Origin of the sequence: Stenotrophomonas sp. RIT309, from assembly GCF_000632045.1 — a bacterium.
Classification (GTDB): domain Bacteria; phylum Pseudomonadota; class Gammaproteobacteria; order Xanthomonadales; family Xanthomonadaceae; genus Stenotrophomonas; species Stenotrophomonas indicatrix.
In genome coordinates, this window is record NZ_JFYS01000012.1 from 151,648 (window position 1) to 170,868 (window position 19,221).

Consider the following 19,221-nt stretch of genomic DNA (forward strand, 5'->3'; position numbering starts at 1 on the left):
CCGCCGGATGAATGGAATGGGCGGCTGCGTCAACCGAGGTCGTGGTCAGGCGTTGTTGTCCTCCGAGGGTGAGGTGTTCACCCCGATGCCAATCCCATTCCCAGGAGTGACCCCATGATCCGTACCCCCCTGCTGCTGGCCCTGCTGCTCGGCACCTCCGCGACCGGCATTGCCTTGGCTGCCGACACCCCGGCTGCACCGGCGCAGCGTTCGGCCAAGCTGGATACCAATGGCGACGGCGTCATCGACCGCAGCGAAGCGGCGGCCAACCCGCGCCTGGCCGCAAAGTTCGACGAGCTGGACAAGAACAAGGACGGCAAGCTCTCGCGTGATGAGCTGCCGCGCTGGAAGCATGGCCGCCACGGTGGTCGCGGCGGCGAGCGCTGGGCCAAGCTGGACACGAACAAGGATGGCCGCATCAGCCGTGACGAAGCCAAGGCCGATCCGCGCCTGGCCGAGCGTTTCGACCAGCTCGACCTCAACAAGGATGGCTACCTGGACAAGGCCGACCGCGAGCTGCGCATGAAGCAGCATCGTGACGCTTGGTTCGCCGCGGCCGATACCAACAAGGATGGCCAGCTGAGCAAGGCCGAGTTCGACGCCGCCAAGGGCCCGATGCATGGTGGCCCGCGCCACGGCGGCCCGCGTGACGGCGCCGCGCCGAAGCCGCAGCGCTGATTTTCAGTGCAGTGATCGACGACAACGCCGGCAGTGCGCCGGCGTTGTCCGTTACAGGCGGCCGCTGAGCGTCATCGTGTAGGCCAGGGCACCGATGACGATCAGGTTCACCGCCATCATGCCGGTCAGGCCGTACATGGATTCGTACTTCCAGTTGATCCCGTTACGCCCACGCCGGGCTGCATCACGCGCGAGCAGCGGCGCCATGATTCGCCGCAGCGTCACCAGGCACTGGTAGTTGACCACCACCAGGCCCAGTGCCAGCACCAGCAGCTGCGCCCACATCGGCGCCTGCAGCAGCACGGTGAACAGGATGGCCAGGCACCAGCCCAGGCTGGTGCCGGTGCTGAGGTTGACGAAGCGGCGGACCTGGACCTGCTCGGCACCGGTCTCTGCGTAGGACAGCAGGAAACGCCCTCCGAGATAGCTGCCGAGTGCGCCACCGACGACGCCACCGATGATCGCGGCCCAGCTTGACGCAGGCAGCATCTGCAGCTGGCCCAGCGTGGCGGTCAACGAGCCGAGCGCGGTGCCGCCGGCAGCGCTGGCGCCACCGAGGCCGAGCTTGCTGCCCCCCACGCCGACGCCGGTTCCCAGCAGGATCGCCGCGCTGGCGGTGCCGGGCGCGGCGATCATCACCATCGACACCACCGCCGTTGCGAACGCAGCACTGGGCGCGCTGCTGCGTGCGAATTCGCCGAAGCGCTGCAGCAGGCCCTCGCGCACCTGCGCACGGGCACGTGACAGGCGCTTGCGTACCGCCGCGTCGCTCAGCCCGAGCAGGTCAGCGACCTGCTGCGAATGCTGGCCCTCGCGGTAATACAACAGCAGGACTTCGCGGCTGTCGGCGGGCAGGGCAGAGATGATGTCTTCGGCAGCGATTTCCTCTTCCAGCCGCTGCAGGCGATCGGCCACGCCCGGGGTCGGATCCGCAGCCATGGTCAGCGCCACTTCGGCAGCCTCGCCGCTCAGCGGTCGGCCACGTTGTGCGCGCAGCCAGTCGCGGGCGAGGTTGCGGGTGATCTGCCGCAGCCAAGGCAGGAAGCTGCTCGCGCTGCGCAGCTGGTGCAGCTGCTGCCAGCCCTTCACGAACGCTTCCTGGGCGATGTCCTCGCTGGCCTGGCGGTCGCCGGTGATGGCCAGGGCGATGGCGGTGACCGTGTTCTGGCAGGCCAGCACGATGCGGCCATAGGCATGCTGGCAACCGCTGCTGGCGGCCGGCAGTTCGCGTTCCAGGGTTTCGTCGATGCTTGCGGCGAAGATCGTCATGGCGGCGGGCTCCTGCAGGGATTGTGTCCCATGACGGAGGCGCGCGCCGAATGTGACCGGTTCGCGTCCCGGTAGCGCCGGGCCATGCCCGGCGGCGTTTCTGTCAGGCCGCTGCGCTCGCCGGGCATGGCCCGGCACTACCTGCGCGTTACGTGGACGGCTGGATGCGGACCCGCACTTCCTCTTCTTCCGGCGGTGCCGGCGCGGTCGGCTGTGCTTGCTGCGGCTGTGCCTGCGGGGCGGGCACCGGCGCGGTTGGGGCAGGGGCACCGCGATGGCGCAGGCCGATCACCAGCGCCACCCCGGCGATCACCACCAGCAGGGCAATGCGGATGCGCCAGGCCCAGCCACGACCACCGGCACTTTCCTGCACATCATCGCGGAAGGCGAATTCGGCGGTCGGGTGGTCACGACGGGTGGTGTCGAGCAGACGGGCGTCGCGCAGGATTTCGCGCGCACGCGGCTGGTCGTCGGCGCGCACGACCCACACCGCCGGGTAGGCGCCTGCATTGCCCAGGTCGGTATAGCTGAACTGACCCCGGCGACGGGTCTTGTATGAGCGTCCGTTGGTGACCTTCACCTGGATGTCGTGGCTGCGCAGGAGCTCGGCCACGCCTTCCACGGTTTCCACGCGCTGGCTGCTGAAAATCTGACGCATCGGTCAATCCTTGGCCGGCACGGCGGCCGCTGCTGCCTGGTCCGGAACCACGCGGATCAAGCCTTCCTGGGCGGTGCTGGCAACCAGCACGCCATCACGGGTGAAGAACTGGCCGCGGGCCAGGCCGCGCGAATCCTGCGCACTCGGGCTGTCCAGCGAGTACAGCAGCCAATCGTCGGCGCGGAACGGGCGGTGGAACCAGATCGCGTGGTCCAGCGAGGCCATCTGCACGTGCGGATGATAGTAGCTGATGCCGTGCGGGAAGGTCGCCGTGCCCAGCAGGTGGAAGTCCGACGCGTAGGCCAGCAGTGTCTGGTGCAGCTCGGGAGCATCGCCCACGCGCTCGCTCAGGCGCAGCCAGACCTGGTGGTAGGGCGGGCGCTTGGGCGGGTTCAGTTCATCGCGCGGATACACATGGCGGAACTCGAACGGACCGCCGCGCGAGAGCCAGCGCTGCACCTTGATCGGCAAGCGCTCAAGCACCTCCGCCGGCAACGGCCGGTTCGGTTCGATGTCTTCCGGTTGCGGCACTTCGGGCATCTTGTGCTGGTGCTCGGCACCGGATTCGGCCTGCTGGAACGAGGCCGCGCAGAAGAAGATCACCTTGCCATGCTGGATGGCGGTCACCCGGCGCACCGAGAAGCTGCCACCGTCGCGGGTACGGTCGACGTCGTAGACGATCGGATGGTCGATGTTGCCGGCGCGGAGGAAATAGGCGTGCAGCGAGTGCACATGGCGACCATTGTCGACCGTGGCCTGCGCGGCCGCCAGGGCCTGGCCCAGCACCTGCCCGCCGAACACGTACTTGGTACCGATGTCGCGGCTCTGGCCGCGGAACAGGTTGTCCTCCAGCCGCTCCAGGGTGAGCAGATCGATCAGCTCGGAGACGACGGGTTCGGGCATGTCGTTCAAGGGGGCGGCCACAGCGATGAAAGAGGGGTCGATTATACCGGTGTAGGCCGGATGCCCCATCTTCGGTAGTGCCGGCCGCTGGCCGGCATCCGCAGGCGTCCCGGAAGGATCGCCAGGCTGCCGGCCAGCGGCCGGCACTACCGTTTACTTGCCGAGACGCGCCGCCAGTGCCTGCAGTGCGTTCTGCGCATCCGGGGCGAACCAGGCCTCGACGAAGCGGTCGAGCTGGATCAGGTCCGGATGCAGGGCGTCGTGCAGCTCGGCGCGGGCGATGGCACGGGTCAGCAGCATCGGCTGCCGCGGCTGCTTCAGCAGATCCTGCAGCCAGGCCACCGCACGGGCCGCCACCAGTTCGCCATCCACCAGTTCATCGACCAGGCCGATCTGCAGCGCCTGTTCGGCCGGTACCAGCGCGCCGGTGGCCAGCAGCACGCTGGAGCGGTGCGCGCCCACCGCACGGCGCAACAGGCGCTGGATGCCTTCCGGTGCGATCAGGCCGACCTGCACTTCGTTCAGGCCGATGGCATACGGGCGCGCCGGATCGGCACTGCGTGCCATCACCCGGTAGTCGCAGCACAGGGCCAGCACGCAGCCGCCCGCCGGTGCATGGCCGGTGATCGCCGCAACCACCGGGATGCGGCTCTCGGCCAGCGTGCGCACCGCGCCGAAGAACGCGTTCCAGGTGTCCAGCAGCTTGTGCTTGTCATCGCCATGCGAGAGCAGGTGCGGCACGTCCATGCCGCCGGTGAAGATGCGCTCGCTGCCGGACAGCACGATGCCGTGCGCGTCCTCGGCCATCGCCAGTTCGATGGCATGGATCAACTGCCGGCACAGCTCGGTGTCCAGTGCATTGACCGGCGGCCGCGCCAGCCGCAGTTCGCGGATAGGGCCATGGTTGATCACCTCGATGAGCGTCGTCATGCTGCGGGTCTCGTTGCGAAGAAGGAACCTGGGCGATGATAACCAAACCATTCGTTGGCGTACTGTTGATGATGTGTGCGGGCGCAGCATCGGCGGCGGCCGCGGTGCCGGAGTGCGTCACCGTCTCGCAGGGCTGGGTACGTCTGCCGCCCAGCCCGACGGCGACGCCCATGACTGCCGGCTATGGCGTGATCCGTAACGGCTGCCCCACCGCGGTGACCATCATCGGTGCGCGCAGTGCGAGTTTCGGTGATGTGTCGTTGCACGAGACCCGGATCGTCGACGGGGTCAGCCGCATGCGTGCCGTCGAGCGCCTGCCATTGGCGCCGGGCGAACGCGCCGTGCTCAAGCCCGGCGGCCTGCACCTGATGTTGATGGACGGCAGGCGCGTATTGGAGGAGGGGCAGCCCGTGTGGCTGCAGGTGCAACTGGAGGGTGGCACCGAAGTCAGCACGGCCCTGATAGTGCGCAAGGCCGCGCCGTAACGCGGCGCTCGTTCCGCCGGGCATGGCCCGGCGCTACCCAGGCATCACCACCGAATCGACATCGGTAGCGCCGGGCCATGCCCGGCGAGCGCGCAGCGCGGTGGGGCTTAATCGGTAGCGCCGGGCCATGCCCGGCGAGCGCGCAGCGCGGTGGGGCTTACGACCAGTCGTACGAGAACAGCACCGTGCGGCTTTCCGGCTCGTACAGCATCACGATCGCATCGGCACCGGTTGCACACCAGTTGTAGCCGGCCACTTCGGCCACGGCGAAGAACTTGTGGCCATCGCGGGTGATGATCGCGCGCTCGGCATCGTCCGGCGCATGCCGGTCGTCGGCAGCCTCGGTGAACGCCAGCGCGAAGGCGGCCGGAATCTCCGCGGTTTCGATCCAGTTGCCGGTCGAGATCTGCCCGCCCAGCACATCGAGGTACGCCTGCTCGCCGGGCTCGCCGTCGCCATAGCGCGAATAGCTGGCCAGGCGTCCATGCTGCTGGAAGTACGCACGTGCCTTGCTGTAGCTCTCACGCATCTCAGCGATGTGCTTCAGCGCGTGCTTGTCCTGCACCTGGTCGCCGATGAAGTAGCCCTCGTCGCCGAGAAAGCGCATGCGGTTGTCGGCGGTCAGTGCAAAGGCGATCCAGTTGGTGCCGGTTAACGCGTTGTGGTGCTCTTCGGTGGTTTCACCAATACAGCCGTCGTAGGGCTCGATCGGGCACAGCATCGTGGCCACGCTGCCGGCCAGTTCCGGGCGCAGCACGCCCAGGTCGATCTTCAGCAGCGGCAGCAGATGCTGGCCAAGCCAAGCCTGGTCATCGGGGAATACGTCGGCGGGGAAGGGGACCATGCCGGGCAGCAGGTCGCGCAGTTCGGTCTGGTGGATCATGTCAGTCCTTTGATTGGAACGGTCGCGCCGGGCCATGCCCGGCGGGGAGAGTGCCGGCCAGCGGCCGGCACTGCCTTCAGGTGGACGCGCTGCGGATCGCGTCCGGCAGCGGCGCGCTCTTGCCGGTCTGCGTGTCCATCCAGACCACCACCACGTTGCCGTCCGAATACAGCTTCGACTCGTCCTGCTGGTCGACGATGCGATGACCGATGGTCACGCTGCTGTTGCCCAGGCGCTCGACGAACAGCTCGACCAGGATGTCGTTGGGCCACACGATCGGCAACCGGTAGTTGACGTTGGTGGCAGCCACCACCGGTGCGATGCGGTCGGTCATCGACACGCCTTCCACGCCCAGCATCCAGCGCACGCGCGCCTCTTCCAGGTAGGAGATGTACTTGGCGTTGTTGACGTGGCCCATGCTGTCCATGTCACGCCAGCGCACGCTGATCGGAATGCGGGCCAGGATCTTGTGTTCGCTGCTCATCAGGCGTCCTTCTTCTTCTTGGTGCCGGCCGTGGCGGTCTTGCTGGCCTTGCCGGTGCTCTTGGCGGCGGCTGCCTTCTTCGCCGGCTTCTCGGGCTTGACCTTGCGCGGCGGGCGTGCATCGGGCTTGTTGGCCACGGCGGCGGGCTGGTCCGGTCGCGCAGTAGTGGACGGCAGCATCCGGGCGAGGAACTGCCCGGTATACGAATCCGGGCATGCGGCCACGTCTTCCGGCGTGCCGGTCACCAGGATGGTGCCGCCGCGATGACCGCCTTCCGGACCCAGGTCGACGATCCAGTCCGCAGTCTTGATGACGTCCAGGTTGTGCTCGATCACCACCACCGTGTTGCCCTCGTCGCGCAGCTTGTGCAGCACGCCGAGCAGCGCCTCGATGTCGTGGAAGTGCAGGCCGGTGGTCGGCTCGTCGAGGATGTACAGGGTGCGGCCGGTATCGCGGCGCGACAGTTCCTTGGACAGCTTCACGCGCTGCGCTTCACCACCGGACAGCGTGGTCGCGCTCTGCCCCAGCTTGATGTAGCTCAGGCCGACATCGACCAGGGTCTCCAGTTTGCGGGCGATGGACGGGACCGGTTCGAACAGCTTCAGTGCATCTTCGACGGTCATTTCCAGCACGTCGTTGATGTTGAAGCCCTTGTACAGGATCTCCAGCGTTTCGCGGTTGTAGCGCTTGCCATGGCAGACGTCGCAGGGCACGTACACGTCGGGCAGGAAGTGCATCTCGACCTTGATCAGGCCATCGCCCTGGCAGGCCTCGCAGCGGCCGCCACGCACGTTGAAACTGAAGCGTCCCGGCGAATAGCCGCGCGCACGCGATTCGGGCACCTGTGCGAACAGCTCGCGCAGCGGAGTGAACAAGCCGGTGTAGGTGGCCGGGTTCGAGCGCGGGGTGCGGCCGATCGGCGACTGGTCGATGTCCACCACCTTGTCGAACAGGTCCAGGCCATCGATCTCCTTGTACGGCGCGATCGGGTGCGAGGCGCCGTTGATCTCGTTGGCAGCCAGCGAGAACAGGGTGTCGTTGATCAGGGTTGACTTGCCCGAGCCGGACACACCGGTCACGCAGGTCAGCAGCCCTGCCGGGATGGCCAGGTCCACGCCTTTCAGGTTGTTGCCGGTGGCGCCACGCAGATGCAGCGTCATCTTCGGGTTCGGCTTGTGCCGGCGCGCCGGGATCTTGATCGCGCGCTTGCCCGACAGGTACTGGCCGGTCAGCGAACGCGGCGCATCCAGGAGGTCCTGCAGGCTGCCCTGGCCGACGATCTCACCGCCGTGCACGCCCGCACCCGGACCGATGTCCAGCACGTAGTCGGCCAGGCGGATCGCATCTTCGTCGTGCTCGACCACGATCACCGTGTTGCCAAGGTCGCGCAGGCGGGTGAGGGTGCCCAGCAGGCGCTCGTTGTCGCGCTGGTGCAGGCCGATGGACGGCTCATCGAGCACGTACATCACGCCCACCAGACCAGCACCGATCTGGCTGGCCAGGCGGATGCGCTGTGCCTCGCCACCGGACAGGGTGTCGGCCTTGCGCTCCAGGGTCAGGTAATCCAGGCCGACGTCGACCAGGAAGCCGAGGCGTTCGCCGATCTCCTTGACGATCTTCGCGGCGATCTCGCCACGCCAGCCCGGCAGGCTGAGTTCGCTGAAGAACTTCAGGGCTTCATCGATCGGCAGCACCACCAGTTCCGGCAGCGGGCGGTCGGCCACGAACACGTTGCGCGCGGCCTTGTTCAGGCGCGCGCCGTTGCACTCGGGGCAGGCATGTTCGCTGATGTACTTGCCCAGCTCTTCCTGCACCGCCGCCGATTCGGTTTCCTTGTAGCGGCGTTCGAGGTTGGGAATGATGCCTTCGAAGCGGTGCTTGCGCTGGGTGCGGCCACCGGCCTCGGTGAAGTAGGTGAAGGTGATCGCGTCCTCGCCGCTGCCGTACAGCACGGCCTGCTGCACCTTTGCCGGCAGTGAGTTCCACGCCGCGTCGGTGTCGAACTTGTAGTGCTTGGCCAGCGAGGCGATCAGCTGGAAGTAATAGGCGTTGCGGCGATCCCAGCCACGCACGGCACCGGCCGCCAGCGACAACTCCGGATGCACCACCACGCGCGAGGGATCGAAGAACTCGGCCATGCCCAGCCCGTCGCAGCCGGGGCAGGCGCCCATCGGTGCGTTGAACGAAAACAGGCGCGGCTCCAGTTCCGGCAGCGAGTAGTCGCAGACCGGGCAGGAATACTTGGACGAGAACAGGGTAGGGGTTGCCGCGGCATCGTCCAGCGACTGCACCGACGCCATGCCATCACCCAGCTTCAGGGCGGTTTCGAAGCTCTCGGCCAGGCGCTGCTTGATGTCTTCGCGCGGGCGGAAGCGATCGATCACCGCTTCGATGGTGTGCTTCTGGCGCAGCGCCAGCGGCGGCACCGCGTCGATTTCGTACAGTTCGCCATCGACGCGCACACGCACGAAGCCCTGCGCGCGCAGCTGGTCGAACACCTGCGCGTGCTCGCCCTTGCGGTCGCGGATCACCGGCGCCAGCAGCATGTAGCGCTGTTCCGGGTCCAGTGTCAGCATATGGTCGACCATCTGGCTGACCGTCTGCGCTTCCAGCGGATAGCCGTGGTCGGGGCAACGCGGCGTGCCGACGCGTGCATACAGCAGGCGCAGGTAGTCGTAGATCTCGGTGATGGTGCCGACCGTCGAGCGCGGGTTGTGCGAGGTCGACTTCTGCTCGATCGAGATCGCCGGCGACAGGCCTTCGATGTGGTCCAGGTCCGGCTTTTCCATCACGCTCAGGAACTGCCGCGCGTACGCCGACAGGGACTCGACGTAACGCCGCTGACCCTCGGCATAGATGGTGTCGAACGCCAGCGACGACTTGCCCGAGCCGGACAGGCCGGTGATCACGATCAGTTTGTCGCGGGGCAGGTCGAGGTCGATGTTCTTGAGGTTGTGCGTCCGCGCGCCGCGGATGCGGATGAAATCCATCGCCATGGGGAATCCGGTTGTGGGGGCGTGGCTGGGCCGCCGGGCCAGCGATAGGGCGGCAATCGGTCAGCCTACCGAGGTGACCAGATGGGGGCAATGGGCGACAATGCCAGCCCGGTGTCTCACCCGGTGAGACCGCCTGTCAGGCAGGGGTCAGATCCCTTTTCACCGTGTGAAAAGGGATCTGACCCCTGCCTGGGGGGCCCCGGGCCGTTCAGGGGGTTGACTTGACCCGTCCGGGCCCCTCTGCGTACAATCCCGCTCCTGTCCGCCCTCGACGGCGGCAGTCCATAGACCACAATAACTACAGAGGAAGTCTGGTCATGTACGCAGTACTGGTCACCGGCGGTAAGCAATACCGCGTGGCGCAGGGCGAAAAGCTCCGCATTGAAAAGCTCGAAGTCGAAGTCGGCAGCGAGATCAAGTTCGACAACATCCTGCTGCTCGGCGACAGCGATGGCATCAAGATCGGCGACGCCCTGAGCGGCGCTGCGGTCACCGCCACCGTCCTGTCCCAGGGTCGTGCTGACAAGGTCCGGATCATCAAGTTCCGTCGCCGTAAGCACCACATGAAGCGCCAGGGTCACCGTCAGTACTACACCGAAATCGAGATCACCGGCATTGCCGGTGGCAGCAAGTAAGGAGATAGGTCATGGCACATAAAAAAGGCGTAGGCTCTTCGCGCAACGGTCGCGACTCCAACCCGAAGTACCTCGGCGTCAAGATCTTCGGCGGCCAGGCCATCGAAGCAGGCAACATCATCGTGCGTCAGCGCGGCACCCAGTTCCACCCGGGTACCGGCGTCGGCCTCGGCCGTGACCACACCCTGTTCGCCCTGACGGACGGCAAGGTGGAGTTCACCGTGAAGGGCCCGAAGAAGCGTCGCACCGTCAGCGTCGTCTCGGTCGAAGCCTGATAAGGCTGCGTCCGGCGCCCATGCCTCGGCATGGCCGTGCTGGATGAAGAGCTCGCTGCATGAAGAGCCCCGCTTCGGCGGGGCTTTTCGTTGGAATCAATGGTAAAACGGGCATCGCCCGGTTGTCGGCCAGCGGCCGGCACTACATCAAGGTGGCGGCGTGCATGCCGCGCCCATCGCAGGCATCGAAACAATGAAACTGGTAGACGAAGCAGAAATCGAAGTGTTCGCCGGCAACGGCGGCAACGGCTGCATTGGCTTCCGTCGCGAGAAGTTCATTCCGCTCGGCGGCCCGGACGGCGGCGACGGCGGTGCGGGCGGCAGCGTGTGGATCCGCGCCGACGAAAACCTGAACACCCTGGTCGACTTCCGCCATGACCGCATCTTCAAGGCGCAGCGCGGCGAGAACGGCATGGGCCGCCAGGCCTATGGCAAGGGTGGCGAAGACCTGGTCATCACCGTGCCGGTCGGCACCGTGATCATCAACGTGGCCACCGATGAAATCATCGGCGACCTGACCCAGCATGGTGATCGCCTGCTGGTGGCCAAGGGCGGCCGCGGCGGCCTGGGCAACATGCATTTCAAGAGCTCCACCAACCGCTCGCCGCGCCAGGCGCTGCCGGGTGAGCCGGGTGAGGAGCGCACGCTGAAGCTGGAGCTGAAGCTGCTGGCCGATGTCGGCCTGCTGGGCTTCCCCAATGCCGGCAAGAGCACCCTGATCCGCGCCGTCTCTGCGGCAACGCCGAAGGTGGCCGATTACCCGTTCACCACGCTGTACCCGAACCTGGGTGTGGTGAAGGTGGAAAACTACCGCAGCTTCGTGATCGCCGATATTCCGGGCCTGATCGAAGGTGCTGCCGACGGTGCCGGCCTGGGCGCGCAGTTCCTGCGCCACCTGCAGCGCACCCGCCTGCTGCTGCATCTCGTCGACATTTCGCCGATGGAAGGTGGTGTGGAAGGTGTGTCGCCGGTCGAGCAGGTGCGTGCCATCGAGCGCGAACTGGAAAAGCACGATCCGGAGCTGCTGGCCAAGCCGCGCTGGCTGGTGCTGAACAAGGCCGACCTGATGTTCGAGGACGAGGCCAAGGCCGCTGCCGAGAAGATCGTCGCCGAGCTGGGCTGGAAGGAGCCGTGGTTCCTGGTGTCCGCACTGGGTCGTGAAGGCACCTTCCCGATCATGAGCCGGATCATGGCGTTCTTCGATCGCCAGAAGGAAGACGAGCTCGAGGCGGCACGCAACGCGCAGTAATGCCGTTGTGGTTCCCGCGAAAAACCCGGCTTCGGCCGGGTTTTTTTGTACGTGGGTAGTGCCGGCCGCTGGCCGGCAATCCACCGAGGTTGCCGGCCGGCGGCCGGCACTACCAGATTGCGGGCAACAAAAAACCCGGCCGAAGCCGGGCTTTTGCGTGCTGCCGGAGCCGGGGCTCCAGCAACCAACCGGATCAGGCGGCCTGGAGGGCCTTGATGCGGTCGTTCAGGCGGCTCTTGTGGCGAGCAGCCTTGTTCTTGTGGATCAGGCCACGCGCGCTGAAACGATCCAGGATCGGCTGGGCAACGGCGAAGGCGGCTTGAGCGCCGGCGGCATCGTTGGCGTCCAGCGCCTTGATCACTTTCTTGACAGCGGTGCGCAGCATCGAGCGCTGAGCCACGTTGCGCGCGTTGCGCACGACGGTCTGCTTGGCGCGCTTCTTGGCGGACTTGATATTGGCCACGGTGGTGGTTTCCTGAAAAATCGGTGTTATGGGAACAGCAAGCTAGCTAGTATGATGGCGTAAGAAATGTACGTCAAGTCGATTGTCAAGAGGGACGTTGAGTGAGTTCACCCAAGATGTTGCGGGGCCTGCTGTCGTTCAGCAGCATGACCATGGTCTCGCGGGTTCTCGGCCTGGTCCGGGACCAGGTGGTGACCTCGACCTTCGGCACCAACGCCATCACCGATGCTTTCTGGGTCGCCTTCAGGATACCCAATTTCCTGCGCCGGCTGTTCGCCGAGGGTTCCTTTGCCACCGCATTCGTGCCGGTGTTCACCGAGGTGAAGGAAACCCGCAGCCACGCCGAGCTGCGTGAACTGATGGCCCGCACCGCCGGCACCCTGGGCGGCGTGCTGATGCTGGTCACCGCGCTGGCGCTGATCTTCGCGCCGCAGCTGGCGTCGGTCTTCTCCAGTGGGGTGGACACCGACCCGGCCAAGCAGGGCCTGCTGATAGACCTGTTCCGCCTGACCTTCCCGTTCCTGCTGTTCGTCTCGCTGACGGCCCTGGCCGGCGGTGCGCTGAACAGTTTCCAGCGCTTCGCGATGCCGGCGCTGACGCCGGTCATCCTCAACCTGTGCATGATCGCCGGCGCGCTGTGGCTGGCGCCGCGGCTGGGTGGCACCCCGGAAAAGCAGATCCTCGCCCTGGGCTGGGCGGTACTCGCCGCCGGCCTGCTGCAGCTGCTGTTCCAGCTGCCTTCGTTGAAGGGCATCGACCTGCTGACCCTGCCGCGCTGGGGCTGGAACCATCCGGGCGTGCGCAAGGTGATGACGCTGATGGTGCCGACCCTGTTCGGCTCGTCGGTGGCGCAGATCAACCTGCTGCTGGACACCGTCATCGCCGCCAAGCTGACCGACGGTTCGCAGTCCTGGCTGTCGCTGGCCGATCGCTTCCTGGAACTGCCGCTGGGCGTGTTCGGCGTGGCCCTGGGCACGGTGATCCTGCCGGCGCTGGCACGGCACCACGTCAGCACCGACCGCGAAGGCTTCTCGCGCTCGCTGGACTGGGGCCTGCGCATGACCCTGCTGATCTCGGTGCCGGCCATGCTGGGCCTGCTGCTGCTGGCCGAACCGCTGATCTCCACGATCTTCCAGCACGGCCAGTTCACCGCCTTCGACACCCGCATGACGGCGCTGTCGGTGTACGGCCTGAGCTTCGGCCTGCCGGCGTTCGCGCTGCTGAAGGTGGTGCTGCCGGCGTTCTACGCGCGCCAGGACACCAGGACGCCGGTGCGCGCCGGTGTCGCCGCGCTGGTGGCCAACATGGTGTTCAACTTCGCCCTGCTGGCGGTGCTGTACCAGGTGATGGTGCCCGACGAGCTGAAGGCGCAGGGGGTGATGGCGGCGCTGGGCAAGCAGCCCGGCCTGCACCTGGCGCTGGGCATTGCCAGCGCGCTGTCCAGTTACCTGAACCTGGGGCTGCTCTGGTACTGGCTGGGCAAGACCGATGTCTACCAGCGGCGGCCGGGCTGGGGCGGCTACCTGCTGCGCCTGTTGCTGGCGTGCACGGCGATGGTCGGCGTGCTGCTGGCCCTGCTGTACTGGCTGCCGGGCTTCTCGTCGATGGGCGTGTGGGAACGGATCGGCGCGCTCGGCCTGCTGGTCGGCGGTGGCGGGCTGACCTATCTGCTTGCGATGGTGGCGATGGGCTTCCGTCCGCGCGACCTGCGTGGGCATTGATCGTGGCTCCCGGCGGCTATACTTCAGGGTTACACCATTGAAGGGGCGGGCTTCGGCCGGCCGGAACGAGAGTTGATGAGCAGGCTGTTCAGAAGCGTCGAGGGCGGGGAGCTGTTCCCCAACGGAAGCGTGGTCTGCATCGGTGCATTCGACGGCCTCCACCTGGGCCATCGTGCGCTGGTGCGGCACGCGGTCGCGCGTGCGCGCGCCTTGGGTGTGGCTGCGGTGGCGGTGGCCTTCGAGCCCTTGCCGCGTGAGTTCTTCGCCCAGGGTACGCCGCCGCCGCGGTTGACCCTGGCACGCAGCAAGGTCGAGATCCTGCACGAACTGGGCGTTGATGCGATCGGCCTGCTGCGCTTCGACGCGGCGATGGCGGCGATGCCCGCCGAAACCTTCGTGCGCCAGCTGCTGGCGCAGCGCCTGAACGCCCGCGAGGTGTGGATCGGGCCGGAGTTCTGTTTCGGCAACCGTCGCCGTGGCGATCTGGCCCTGCTGCAGGCGCTGGGCGCCGAGCTCGGTTTCAGCGCCGGCGAGATTGAAGCGGTCGACCTGCATGGTGACCGCATCTCCAGCACCCGTATCCGCCAGCTGCTGCAGGAAGGCGACTTCGCCCGCGTCGGCGACCTGCTCGGTCGCCCGTACTCGATCAGCGGGCGGGTCGTGCGCGGGCGCCAGCTCGGCCGTACGCTGGGCTTCCCCACCGCCAACCTGCGTTTCCCGAAGACCCCGGCACTGTCGGGCATCTACGCGACCTGGGTGCACGGGGTGTTCGACCAGCCGTGGCCGTCGGTGTCCAGTTTCGGTACCCGGCCGACCGTGGACGGCGTGGAGCCGCTGCTGGAGGCGCACCTGTTTGATTTCCAGGGCGACCTGTACGGGCGTCACATCGAAGTCGAATTCGTTGCCAAACTGCGTGACGAAGAGAAATTCAACGATCTGGCGGCGCTGACCGACCAGATGCACCGCGACGCCGAACAGGCGCGTGCCATCCTTTCCGAACATAGATTGCGAGCCACTGCGTGAGCCAGGACTACAAGACCACCCTCAACCTGCCGGCCACCGAATTCCCGATGCGCGGCGACCTGCCCAAGCGCGAGCCGGGCATTCTGGCGCGCTGGGAAGAGCAGGGGCTCTACCAGCAGCTGCGCGACAACGCCGCCGGCCGCCCGCTGTTCGTGCTGCATGACGGCCCGCCGTACGCCAATGCGCGCATCCACCTGGGCCATGCGGTCAACAAGATCCTCAAGGACATCATCGTCAAGTCGCGCTACCTGGCCGGCTTCGATGCGCCCTATGTGCCGGGCTGGGACTGCCATGGCCTGCCGATCGAAATCGCGGTGGAAAAGAAGTGGGGCAAGGTCGGGGTGAAGCTCGATGCGGTCGCGTTCCGGCAGAAGTGCCGCGAGTTCGCCGAGGAGCAGATCGACATCCAGCGCGCCGACTTCAAGCGCCTGGGCGTCACCGGCGACTGGGACAACCCGTACAAGACCCTGAGCTTCGATTTCGAGGCCAACGAGATCCGCGCGCTGTCCAAGGTCATCGCCAACGGCCACCTGCTGCGCGGCGCCAAGCCGGTGTACTGGTGCTTCGATTGCGGTTCGGCGTTGGCCGAGGCCGAGATCGAATACCAGGAAAAGACCTCGCCGGCGATCGACGTGGCCTACACCGCGCGCGATGCGCAGGCCGTGGCGCAGGCGTTCGGCGTAAGCGTGCCGGCCGACGTGGAAGTGGCCGTGCCGATCTGGACCACCACCCCGTGGACGCTGCCGGCCTCGCTGGCGGTATCGCTGGGCGCGGACATCCGCTACGTGCTGGCCGAAGGCCCGGCGCACAACGGCAAGCGCCGTTGGCTGGTGCTGGCCGCTGCACTGGCCGAGCGCTCGCTGCAGCGCTACGGCGTGGACGCGGTGGTGCTGCACGGTGAGGCCGAAGGTTCGGCGCTGGAAAACCAGCTGCTGATCCATCCGTTCTACCCGGAGCGCGAGATCCTCGTGCTCAACGGCGAACACGTGTCCGACGAGGACGGTACCGGTGCGGTGCATACCGCCCCCGGCCACGGCCAGGAAGACTACGTGGTCAGCCAGAAGTACGGCCTGCTGGACAAGTACAACGCCGGCCAGGTGACCCCGGTTGACGGCCGTGGCGTCTACCTGGAATCGACGCCGCCGGCAGGCGAGGTGGTGCTGGCGGGCCAGCACCTGTGGAAGGCGCAGGAGGCGATCGTGCAGGTGCTGCGCGACAGCGGCGCGCTGCTGGCCTTCGTCGAGATCCGCCACAGCTACCCGCACTGCTGGCGGCACAAGACGCCGGTGGTGTTCCGCGCCACCCCGCAGTGGTTCATCTCGATGGACAAGGCCAACCTGCGCAGCGATGCGCTGGCCGCCATCGATACCGTCGGCTGGTTCCCGACGTGGGGCAAGGCGCGCATCCAGAGCATGGTCGACGGCCGCCCGGACTGGACCATCTCGCGCCAGCGCACGTGGGGCGTTCCGATTGCACTGTTCACCCATCGCCAGACCGGCGAGATCCACCCGCGTTCGGTGGAGCTGATGCAGCAGGTGGCCGACCGCGTGCAGGCTGAAGGCATCGACGTGTGGTATTCGCTGGACGCGGCCGAACTGCTGGGCGCTGAAGCGGCCGACTACGAGAAGGTCACCGACATCCTTGATGTCTGGTTCGACTCGGGCGTGACCCACGAAGCGGTGCTGGCTGCCCGTGGCTTCGGCAAGCCGGCCGACCTGTACCTGGAAGGTTCGGACCAGCATCGCGGCTGGTTCCAGTCCTCGCTGCTGACCGGCGTGGCCATCGACAAGCGCGCGCCGTACAAGCAGTGCCTCACCCACGGGTTCACCGTGGACGAGCACGGCCGCAAGATGTCCAAGTCGCTGGGCAACGGCATCGAGCCGCAGGAAATCATGAACAAGCTGGGCGCGGACATCCTGCGCCTGTGGATCGCCTCGGCCGACTACAGCAACGAGATGTCGCTGTCGCAGGAAATCCTCAAGCGCACCGCCGACGCCTACCGTCGCCTGCGCAACACCGCACGCTTCCTGCTGGGCAACCTGGACGGTTTCGATCCCGCCCAGCACCTGCGCCCGCTCGACGAGATGGTCGCGCTGGACCGCTGGATCGTGCATCGCGCCTGGGAACTGCAGGAGAAGATCAAGGCCGCGTATGACAACTACGACATGGCCGAGATCGTGCAGCTGCTGCTGAACTTCTGCAGCGTGGACCTGGGCTCGCTGTACCTGGACGTGACCAAGGACCGCCTGTACACGATGCCGACCGATTCGGATGGCCGTCGTTCGGCGCAGAGCGCGATGTACCACATCGCCGAAGCGTTCACCCGCTGGGTGGCGCCGATCCTGACCTTCACCGCCGATGAGCTGTGGGGGTATCTGCCGGGCGACCGTGCCGGCCACGTGCTGTTCACCACCTGGTACGAGGGACTGGCTCCGCTGCCGGCCGACGCACAGCTCAACGCGGCCGACTTCGACCAGCTGCTGGCCCTGCGCGAGCAGGTGGCCAAGGTGCTGGAGCCGATGCGCGCCAATGGTGCGATCGGCGCCGCTCTGGAAGCGGAGATCACCATCGCCGCCAGCGAAGAGCAGGCGACCCGCTGGCAGCCGCTGGCCGATGAACTGCGCTTCCTGTTCATCAGCGGTGACGTGCAGGTGCGTCCGGCGACCACCGACGAGGTGTTCGTCAGCGCGCAGCCGACGCAGAAAGCCAAGTGCGTGCGCTGCTGGCACCACCGTGCCGACGTCGGCAGCAATGCCGACCACCCGGAACTGTGCGGCCGCTGCGTGACCAACATCGCCGGTGCCGGCGAAGTGCGGAGCTGGTTCTGATGGCCGCCGCGCGCCCGCATCCCAATGCGCTGATCTGGCTGCTGCTGTCGGCAGTCATCATCGGCCTGGACCAGTGGTCGAAGGCCTGGGTGCTGTCGAGCCTGCCGGAGTTCCAGCCGGTGGTGGTCATCGATGGCTTCTGGAACTGGTACCGCACCTACAACACCGGGGCAGCGTTCAGCTTCCTGAGCGATGCCGGTGGCTGGCAGAAGCATTTCTTCACCGTGCTGGCGATCGCCATCAGCGGCCTGATGGCCTGGTGGCTGCGCGCGACCGCCCGTGGCAACTGGAAGGCCGCCGTGCCGTACGCGCTGATCATCGGCGGTGCGATCGGCAACGTGATCGACCGCCAGGTGCATGGTCACGTGGTCGATTTCATCCAGTGGTACGTCGGCGAGCATGTCTGGCCGTCGTTCAACATCGCCGATTCGGCCATCGTGGTGGGTGCCGTAGGCATCGCCCTGTTTGGCCTGTTCGACGGCAAGTCCGCCAAAAAGGCGGATAATGCCAACCCGAAACCGTAAGCCGGCCGCTGCCGGGAGACTGAACTGATGGATGTGCTGCTCGCCAACCCGCGTGGATTCTGTGCCGGTGTCGATCGTGCGATCGAGATCGTCAAGCGCGCGATCGAAACGCTGGGCGCGCCCATCTATGTCCGCCATGAAGTGGTGCACAACCGCTTCGTGGTCGACGACCTGAAGCAGCGCGGCGCGATCTTCGTCGAGGAGCTCGACGAAGTGCCGGACAACAACACCGTCATCTTCAGCGCCCATGGCGTTTCCCAGGCCGTGCGCCAGGAAGCCGAGCGGCGTGGCCTGAAAGTGTTCGACGCGACCTGTCCGCTGGTGACCAAGGTCCACTTCGAAGTCGCCCGCCACTGCCGTGCCGGCCGTGACGTCGTGCTGATCGGCCACGCCGGTCACCCGGAAGTGGAAGGCACCATGGGCCAGTGGAACCGCGAAGCGGGCACCGGCCAGATCTACCTGGTCGAGGACGTGGAGCAGGTGGCCACGTTGCAGATCAACCAGCCGGAAAACTTCGCCTACACCACCCAGACCACGCTGTCGGTGGATGACACGCGCGGCATCATCGATGCGCTGCGCGAGCGCTTCCCGGCGATGCAGGGGCCGAAGAACGACGACATCTGCTACGCCACGCAGAACCGCCAGGACGCCGTGCGCGACCTGGCCAAGCGCTGCGACCTGGTGCTGGTGGTCGGTTCGCCGAACAGCTCCAATTCCAACCGCCTGAGCGAGCTGGCCCGCCGTGAAGGCGTGGAGAGCTACCTGATCGACGGTGCACACGAGATCGACCCGGCCTGGGTGGTGGGCAAGCAACATATCGGCGTGACCGCTGGTGCTTCGGCACCGCAGGTGCTGGTCGATGGCGTGCTGGCGCGTCTGGCCGAGCTGGGCGCCAGCGGCGTGGGCGAGCTGGAAGGCGAGCCGGAATCGATGGTGTTCGCGCTGCCGAAGGAACTGCGCCTGCGCCTGGTCGACTGACCGGCAGCGCTGCCGGTGGGTGCGAACCCTGGTTCGCACTGTCGGCTGTACGTCATCCACGCATGGCGTGGATCTACCCGGTACTGCTCTGCTTTCCAGCAGATCCACGCCATGCGTGGATGCTGTCAGTCTTCGCCAACGCTCCGATGAGGCTTTGCCGCATCTGGTCGATGCGCCACTGACCATGACCTTCGGCCATGGGGCTCGGCACCTCACAGGCCTAGCATCGGGGAATCCTT

At 66.6% G+C, this 19,221-nt stretch carries 19 protein-coding genes; 11 read left to right on the plus strand and 8 right to left on the minus strand.

Annotated features, from left to right (window positions below):
- The first annotated feature begins 114 nt into the window (after positions 1-114).
- Complete coding sequence (locus BW38_RS12385) at positions 115-678, plus strand: EF-hand domain-containing protein (protein WP_032975963.1); 564 nt, start codon at positions 115-117, stop codon at positions 676-678.
- Between the two features lie 51 nt (positions 679-729).
- Here the strand turns inward: BW38_RS12385 and BW38_RS12380 are convergent, their stop codons facing one another.
- From BW38_RS12380 to BW38_RS12365, 4 genes are all read right to left on the minus strand, one after another.
- Complete coding sequence (locus BW38_RS12380) at positions 730-1,941, minus strand: RNA polymerase sigma factor (protein ID WP_170919603.1); 1,212 nt, start codon at positions 1,939-1,941, stop codon at positions 730-732.
- Positions 1,942-2,095: 154 nt separating this feature from the next.
- Positions 2,096-2,605 (minus strand): pathogenicity-like protein, encoded by a 510-nt coding sequence (locus BW38_RS12375; protein WP_032975965.1) that lies wholly within the window; start codon positions 2,603-2,605, stop codon positions 2,096-2,098.
- Positions 2,606-2,608: 3 nt separating this feature from the next.
- Complete coding sequence (gene tesB / locus BW38_RS12370) at positions 2,609-3,508, minus strand: acyl-CoA thioesterase II (protein WP_032975966.1); 900 nt, start codon at positions 3,506-3,508, stop codon at positions 2,609-2,611.
- A 153-nt stretch (positions 3,509-3,661) separates the two neighbouring features.
- Positions 3,662-4,438 carry an enoyl-CoA hydratase/isomerase family protein gene (locus tag BW38_RS12365; protein ID WP_025873858.1) on the minus strand — a complete coding sequence of 259 codons (777 nt, stop codon included), beginning with the start codon at positions 4,436-4,438 and terminating at the stop codon, positions 3,662-3,664.
- A 35-nt stretch (positions 4,439-4,473) separates the two neighbouring features.
- Here BW38_RS12365 and BW38_RS12360 point away from each other — a divergent pair, with 35 nt between their 5' ends.
- The gene (locus tag BW38_RS12360; protein WP_032975967.1) at positions 4,474-4,923 is read left to right on the plus strand and encodes a copper chaperone PCu(A)C; all 450 of its coding nucleotides are present in this window, start codon (positions 4,474-4,476) and stop codon (positions 4,921-4,923) included.
- A gap of 157 nt (positions 4,924-5,080) precedes the next feature.
- Here BW38_RS12360 and BW38_RS12355 read toward each other — a convergent pair whose 3' ends face one another.
- The 3 genes from BW38_RS12355 to uvrA all read right to left on the minus strand — a co-directional run bounded on the left by BW38_RS12355 (position 5,081) and on the right by uvrA (position 9,286).
- A complete protein-coding gene (locus tag BW38_RS12355; protein WP_032975968.1) occupies positions 5,081-5,806 on the minus strand; it encodes a hypothetical protein in 726 nt (241 codons plus the stop codon).
- Positions 5,807-5,882: 76 nt separating this feature from the next.
- Complete coding sequence (locus tag BW38_RS12350; RefSeq protein ID WP_025873855.1) at positions 5,883-6,290, minus strand: thioesterase family protein; 408 nt, start codon at positions 6,288-6,290, stop codon at positions 5,883-5,885.
- Positions 6,290-9,286, minus strand: a complete 2,997-nt coding sequence (gene uvrA, locus BW38_RS12345) for an excinuclease ABC subunit UvrA (protein ID WP_032975969.1) — start codon at positions 9,284-9,286, stop codon at positions 6,290-6,292. Before uvrA ends, BW38_RS12350 begins: the two co-directional genes overlap by 1 nt.
- 317 nt (positions 9,287-9,603) lie before the next feature.
- Between uvrA and rplU the strand changes: the two genes are divergently transcribed.
- Genes rplU through obgE form a run of 4 tightly spaced genes read left to right on the plus strand, consistent with a single transcriptional unit; the run spans position 9,604 to position 11,445 of the window.
- The gene (rplU, locus tag BW38_RS12340; RefSeq protein ID WP_004148331.1) at positions 9,604-9,921 is read left to right on the plus strand and encodes a 50S ribosomal protein L21; all 318 of its coding nucleotides are present in this window, start codon (positions 9,604-9,606) and stop codon (positions 9,919-9,921) included.
- Between the two features lie 11 nt (positions 9,922-9,932).
- The gene (gene rpmA, locus BW38_RS12335; protein WP_025873853.1) at positions 9,933-10,196 is read left to right on the plus strand and encodes a 50S ribosomal protein L27; all 264 of its coding nucleotides are present in this window, start codon (positions 9,933-9,935) and stop codon (positions 10,194-10,196) included.
- A gap of 59 nt (positions 10,197-10,255) precedes the next feature.
- On the plus strand, positions 10,256-10,393 hold the full coding sequence (locus BW38_RS21930; RefSeq protein WP_157804331.1) for a hypothetical protein: 138 nt from the start codon (positions 10,256-10,258) through the stop codon (positions 10,391-10,393).
- Positions 10,390-11,445: a GTPase ObgE gene (gene obgE / locus BW38_RS12330; protein WP_032975970.1), complete on the plus strand. Its 1,056-nt coding sequence runs from the start codon at positions 10,390-10,392 to the stop codon at positions 11,443-11,445. Before BW38_RS21930 ends, obgE begins: the two co-directional genes overlap by 4 nt.
- 193 nt (positions 11,446-11,638) lie before the next feature.
- Here obgE and rpsT read toward each other — a convergent pair whose 3' ends face one another.
- Positions 11,639-11,908 (minus strand): 30S ribosomal protein S20, encoded by a 270-nt coding sequence (gene rpsT, locus BW38_RS12325; RefSeq protein WP_025873851.1) that lies wholly within the window; start codon positions 11,906-11,908, stop codon positions 11,639-11,641.
- Positions 11,909-12,024: 116 nt separating this feature from the next.
- Here rpsT and murJ point away from each other — a divergent pair, with 116 nt between their 5' ends.
- The 5 genes from murJ (at position 12,025) to ispH (ending at position 18,982) form a co-directional block, all read left to right on the plus strand.
- Positions 12,025-13,629: a murein biosynthesis integral membrane protein MurJ gene (murJ, locus tag BW38_RS12320; RefSeq protein WP_032951562.1), complete on the plus strand. Its 1,605-nt coding sequence runs from the start codon at positions 12,025-12,027 to the stop codon at positions 13,627-13,629.
- A gap of 75 nt (positions 13,630-13,704) precedes the next feature.
- Positions 13,705-14,652, plus strand: a complete 948-nt coding sequence (locus BW38_RS12315; RefSeq protein ID WP_025873849.1) for a bifunctional riboflavin kinase/FAD synthetase — start codon at positions 13,705-13,707, stop codon at positions 14,650-14,652.
- Positions 14,649-17,480: an isoleucine--tRNA ligase gene (ileS, locus tag BW38_RS12310; RefSeq protein ID WP_032975971.1), complete on the plus strand. Its 2,832-nt coding sequence runs from the start codon at positions 14,649-14,651 to the stop codon at positions 17,478-17,480. Before BW38_RS12315 ends, ileS begins: the two co-directional genes overlap by 4 nt.
- Positions 17,480-18,004, plus strand: coding sequence for a signal peptidase II (gene lspA, locus BW38_RS12305; protein WP_032975973.1), 525 nt, complete (start codon positions 17,480-17,482; stop codon positions 18,002-18,004). The genes ileS and lspA overlap by 1 nt, the downstream gene beginning before the upstream one ends.
- A 27-nt stretch (positions 18,005-18,031) precedes the next feature.
- A complete protein-coding gene (ispH, locus tag BW38_RS12300) occupies positions 18,032-18,982 on the plus strand; it encodes a 4-hydroxy-3-methylbut-2-enyl diphosphate reductase (protein ID WP_032975974.1) in 951 nt (316 codons plus the stop codon).
- Positions 18,983-19,221 lie beyond the last annotated feature (239 nt).

Excerpts from the sequence above, each read along its gene's own strand:
- tesB (WP_032975966.1), bottom strand. The coding sequence starts at position 3,508 with ATGCCCGAACCCGTCGTCTCCGAGCTGATCGATCTGCTCACCCTGGAG.
- BW38_RS21930 (WP_157804331.1), top strand. The coding sequence starts at position 10,256 with ATGAAGAGCCCCGCTTCGGCGGGGCTTTTCGTTGGAATCAATGGTAAA.
- uvrA (WP_032975969.1), bottom strand. The coding sequence starts at position 9,286 with ATGGCGATGGATTTCATCCGCATCCGCGGCGCGCGGACGCACAACCTC.
- BW38_RS12350 (WP_025873855.1), bottom strand. The coding sequence starts at position 6,290 with ATGAGCAGCGAACACAAGATCCTGGCCCGCATTCCGATCAGCGTGCGC.
- BW38_RS12315 (WP_025873849.1), top strand. The coding sequence starts at position 13,705 with ATGAGCAGGCTGTTCAGAAGCGTCGAGGGCGGGGAGCTGTTCCCCAAC.
- BW38_RS12360 (WP_032975967.1), top strand. The coding sequence starts at position 4,474 with ATGATAACCAAACCATTCGTTGGCGTACTGTTGATGATGTGTGCGGGC.
- lspA (WP_032975973.1), top strand. The coding sequence starts at position 17,480 with ATGGCCGCCGCGCGCCCGCATCCCAATGCGCTGATCTGGCTGCTGCTG.
- BW38_RS12365 (WP_025873858.1), bottom strand. The coding sequence starts at position 4,438 with ATGACGACGCTCATCGAGGTGATCAACCATGGCCCTATCCGCGAACTG.
- rpmA (WP_025873853.1), top strand. The coding sequence starts at position 9,933 with ATGGCACATAAAAAAGGCGTAGGCTCTTCGCGCAACGGTCGCGACTCC.
- BW38_RS12375 (WP_032975965.1), bottom strand. The coding sequence starts at position 2,605 with ATGCGTCAGATTTTCAGCAGCCAGCGCGTGGAAACCGTGGAAGGCGTG.
- rplU (WP_004148331.1), top strand. The coding sequence starts at position 9,604 with ATGTACGCAGTACTGGTCACCGGCGGTAAGCAATACCGCGTGGCGCAG.
- ispH (WP_032975974.1), top strand. The coding sequence starts at position 18,032 with ATGGATGTGCTGCTCGCCAACCCGCGTGGATTCTGTGCCGGTGTCGAT.
- murJ (WP_032951562.1), top strand. The coding sequence starts at position 12,025 with ATGTTGCGGGGCCTGCTGTCGTTCAGCAGCATGACCATGGTCTCGCGG.
- BW38_RS12385 (WP_032975963.1), top strand. The coding sequence starts at position 115 with ATGATCCGTACCCCCCTGCTGCTGGCCCTGCTGCTCGGCACCTCCGCG.
- BW38_RS12355 (WP_032975968.1), bottom strand. The coding sequence starts at position 5,806 with ATGATCCACCAGACCGAACTGCGCGACCTGCTGCCCGGCATGGTCCCC.
- obgE (WP_032975970.1), top strand. The coding sequence starts at position 10,390 with ATGAAACTGGTAGACGAAGCAGAAATCGAAGTGTTCGCCGGCAACGGC.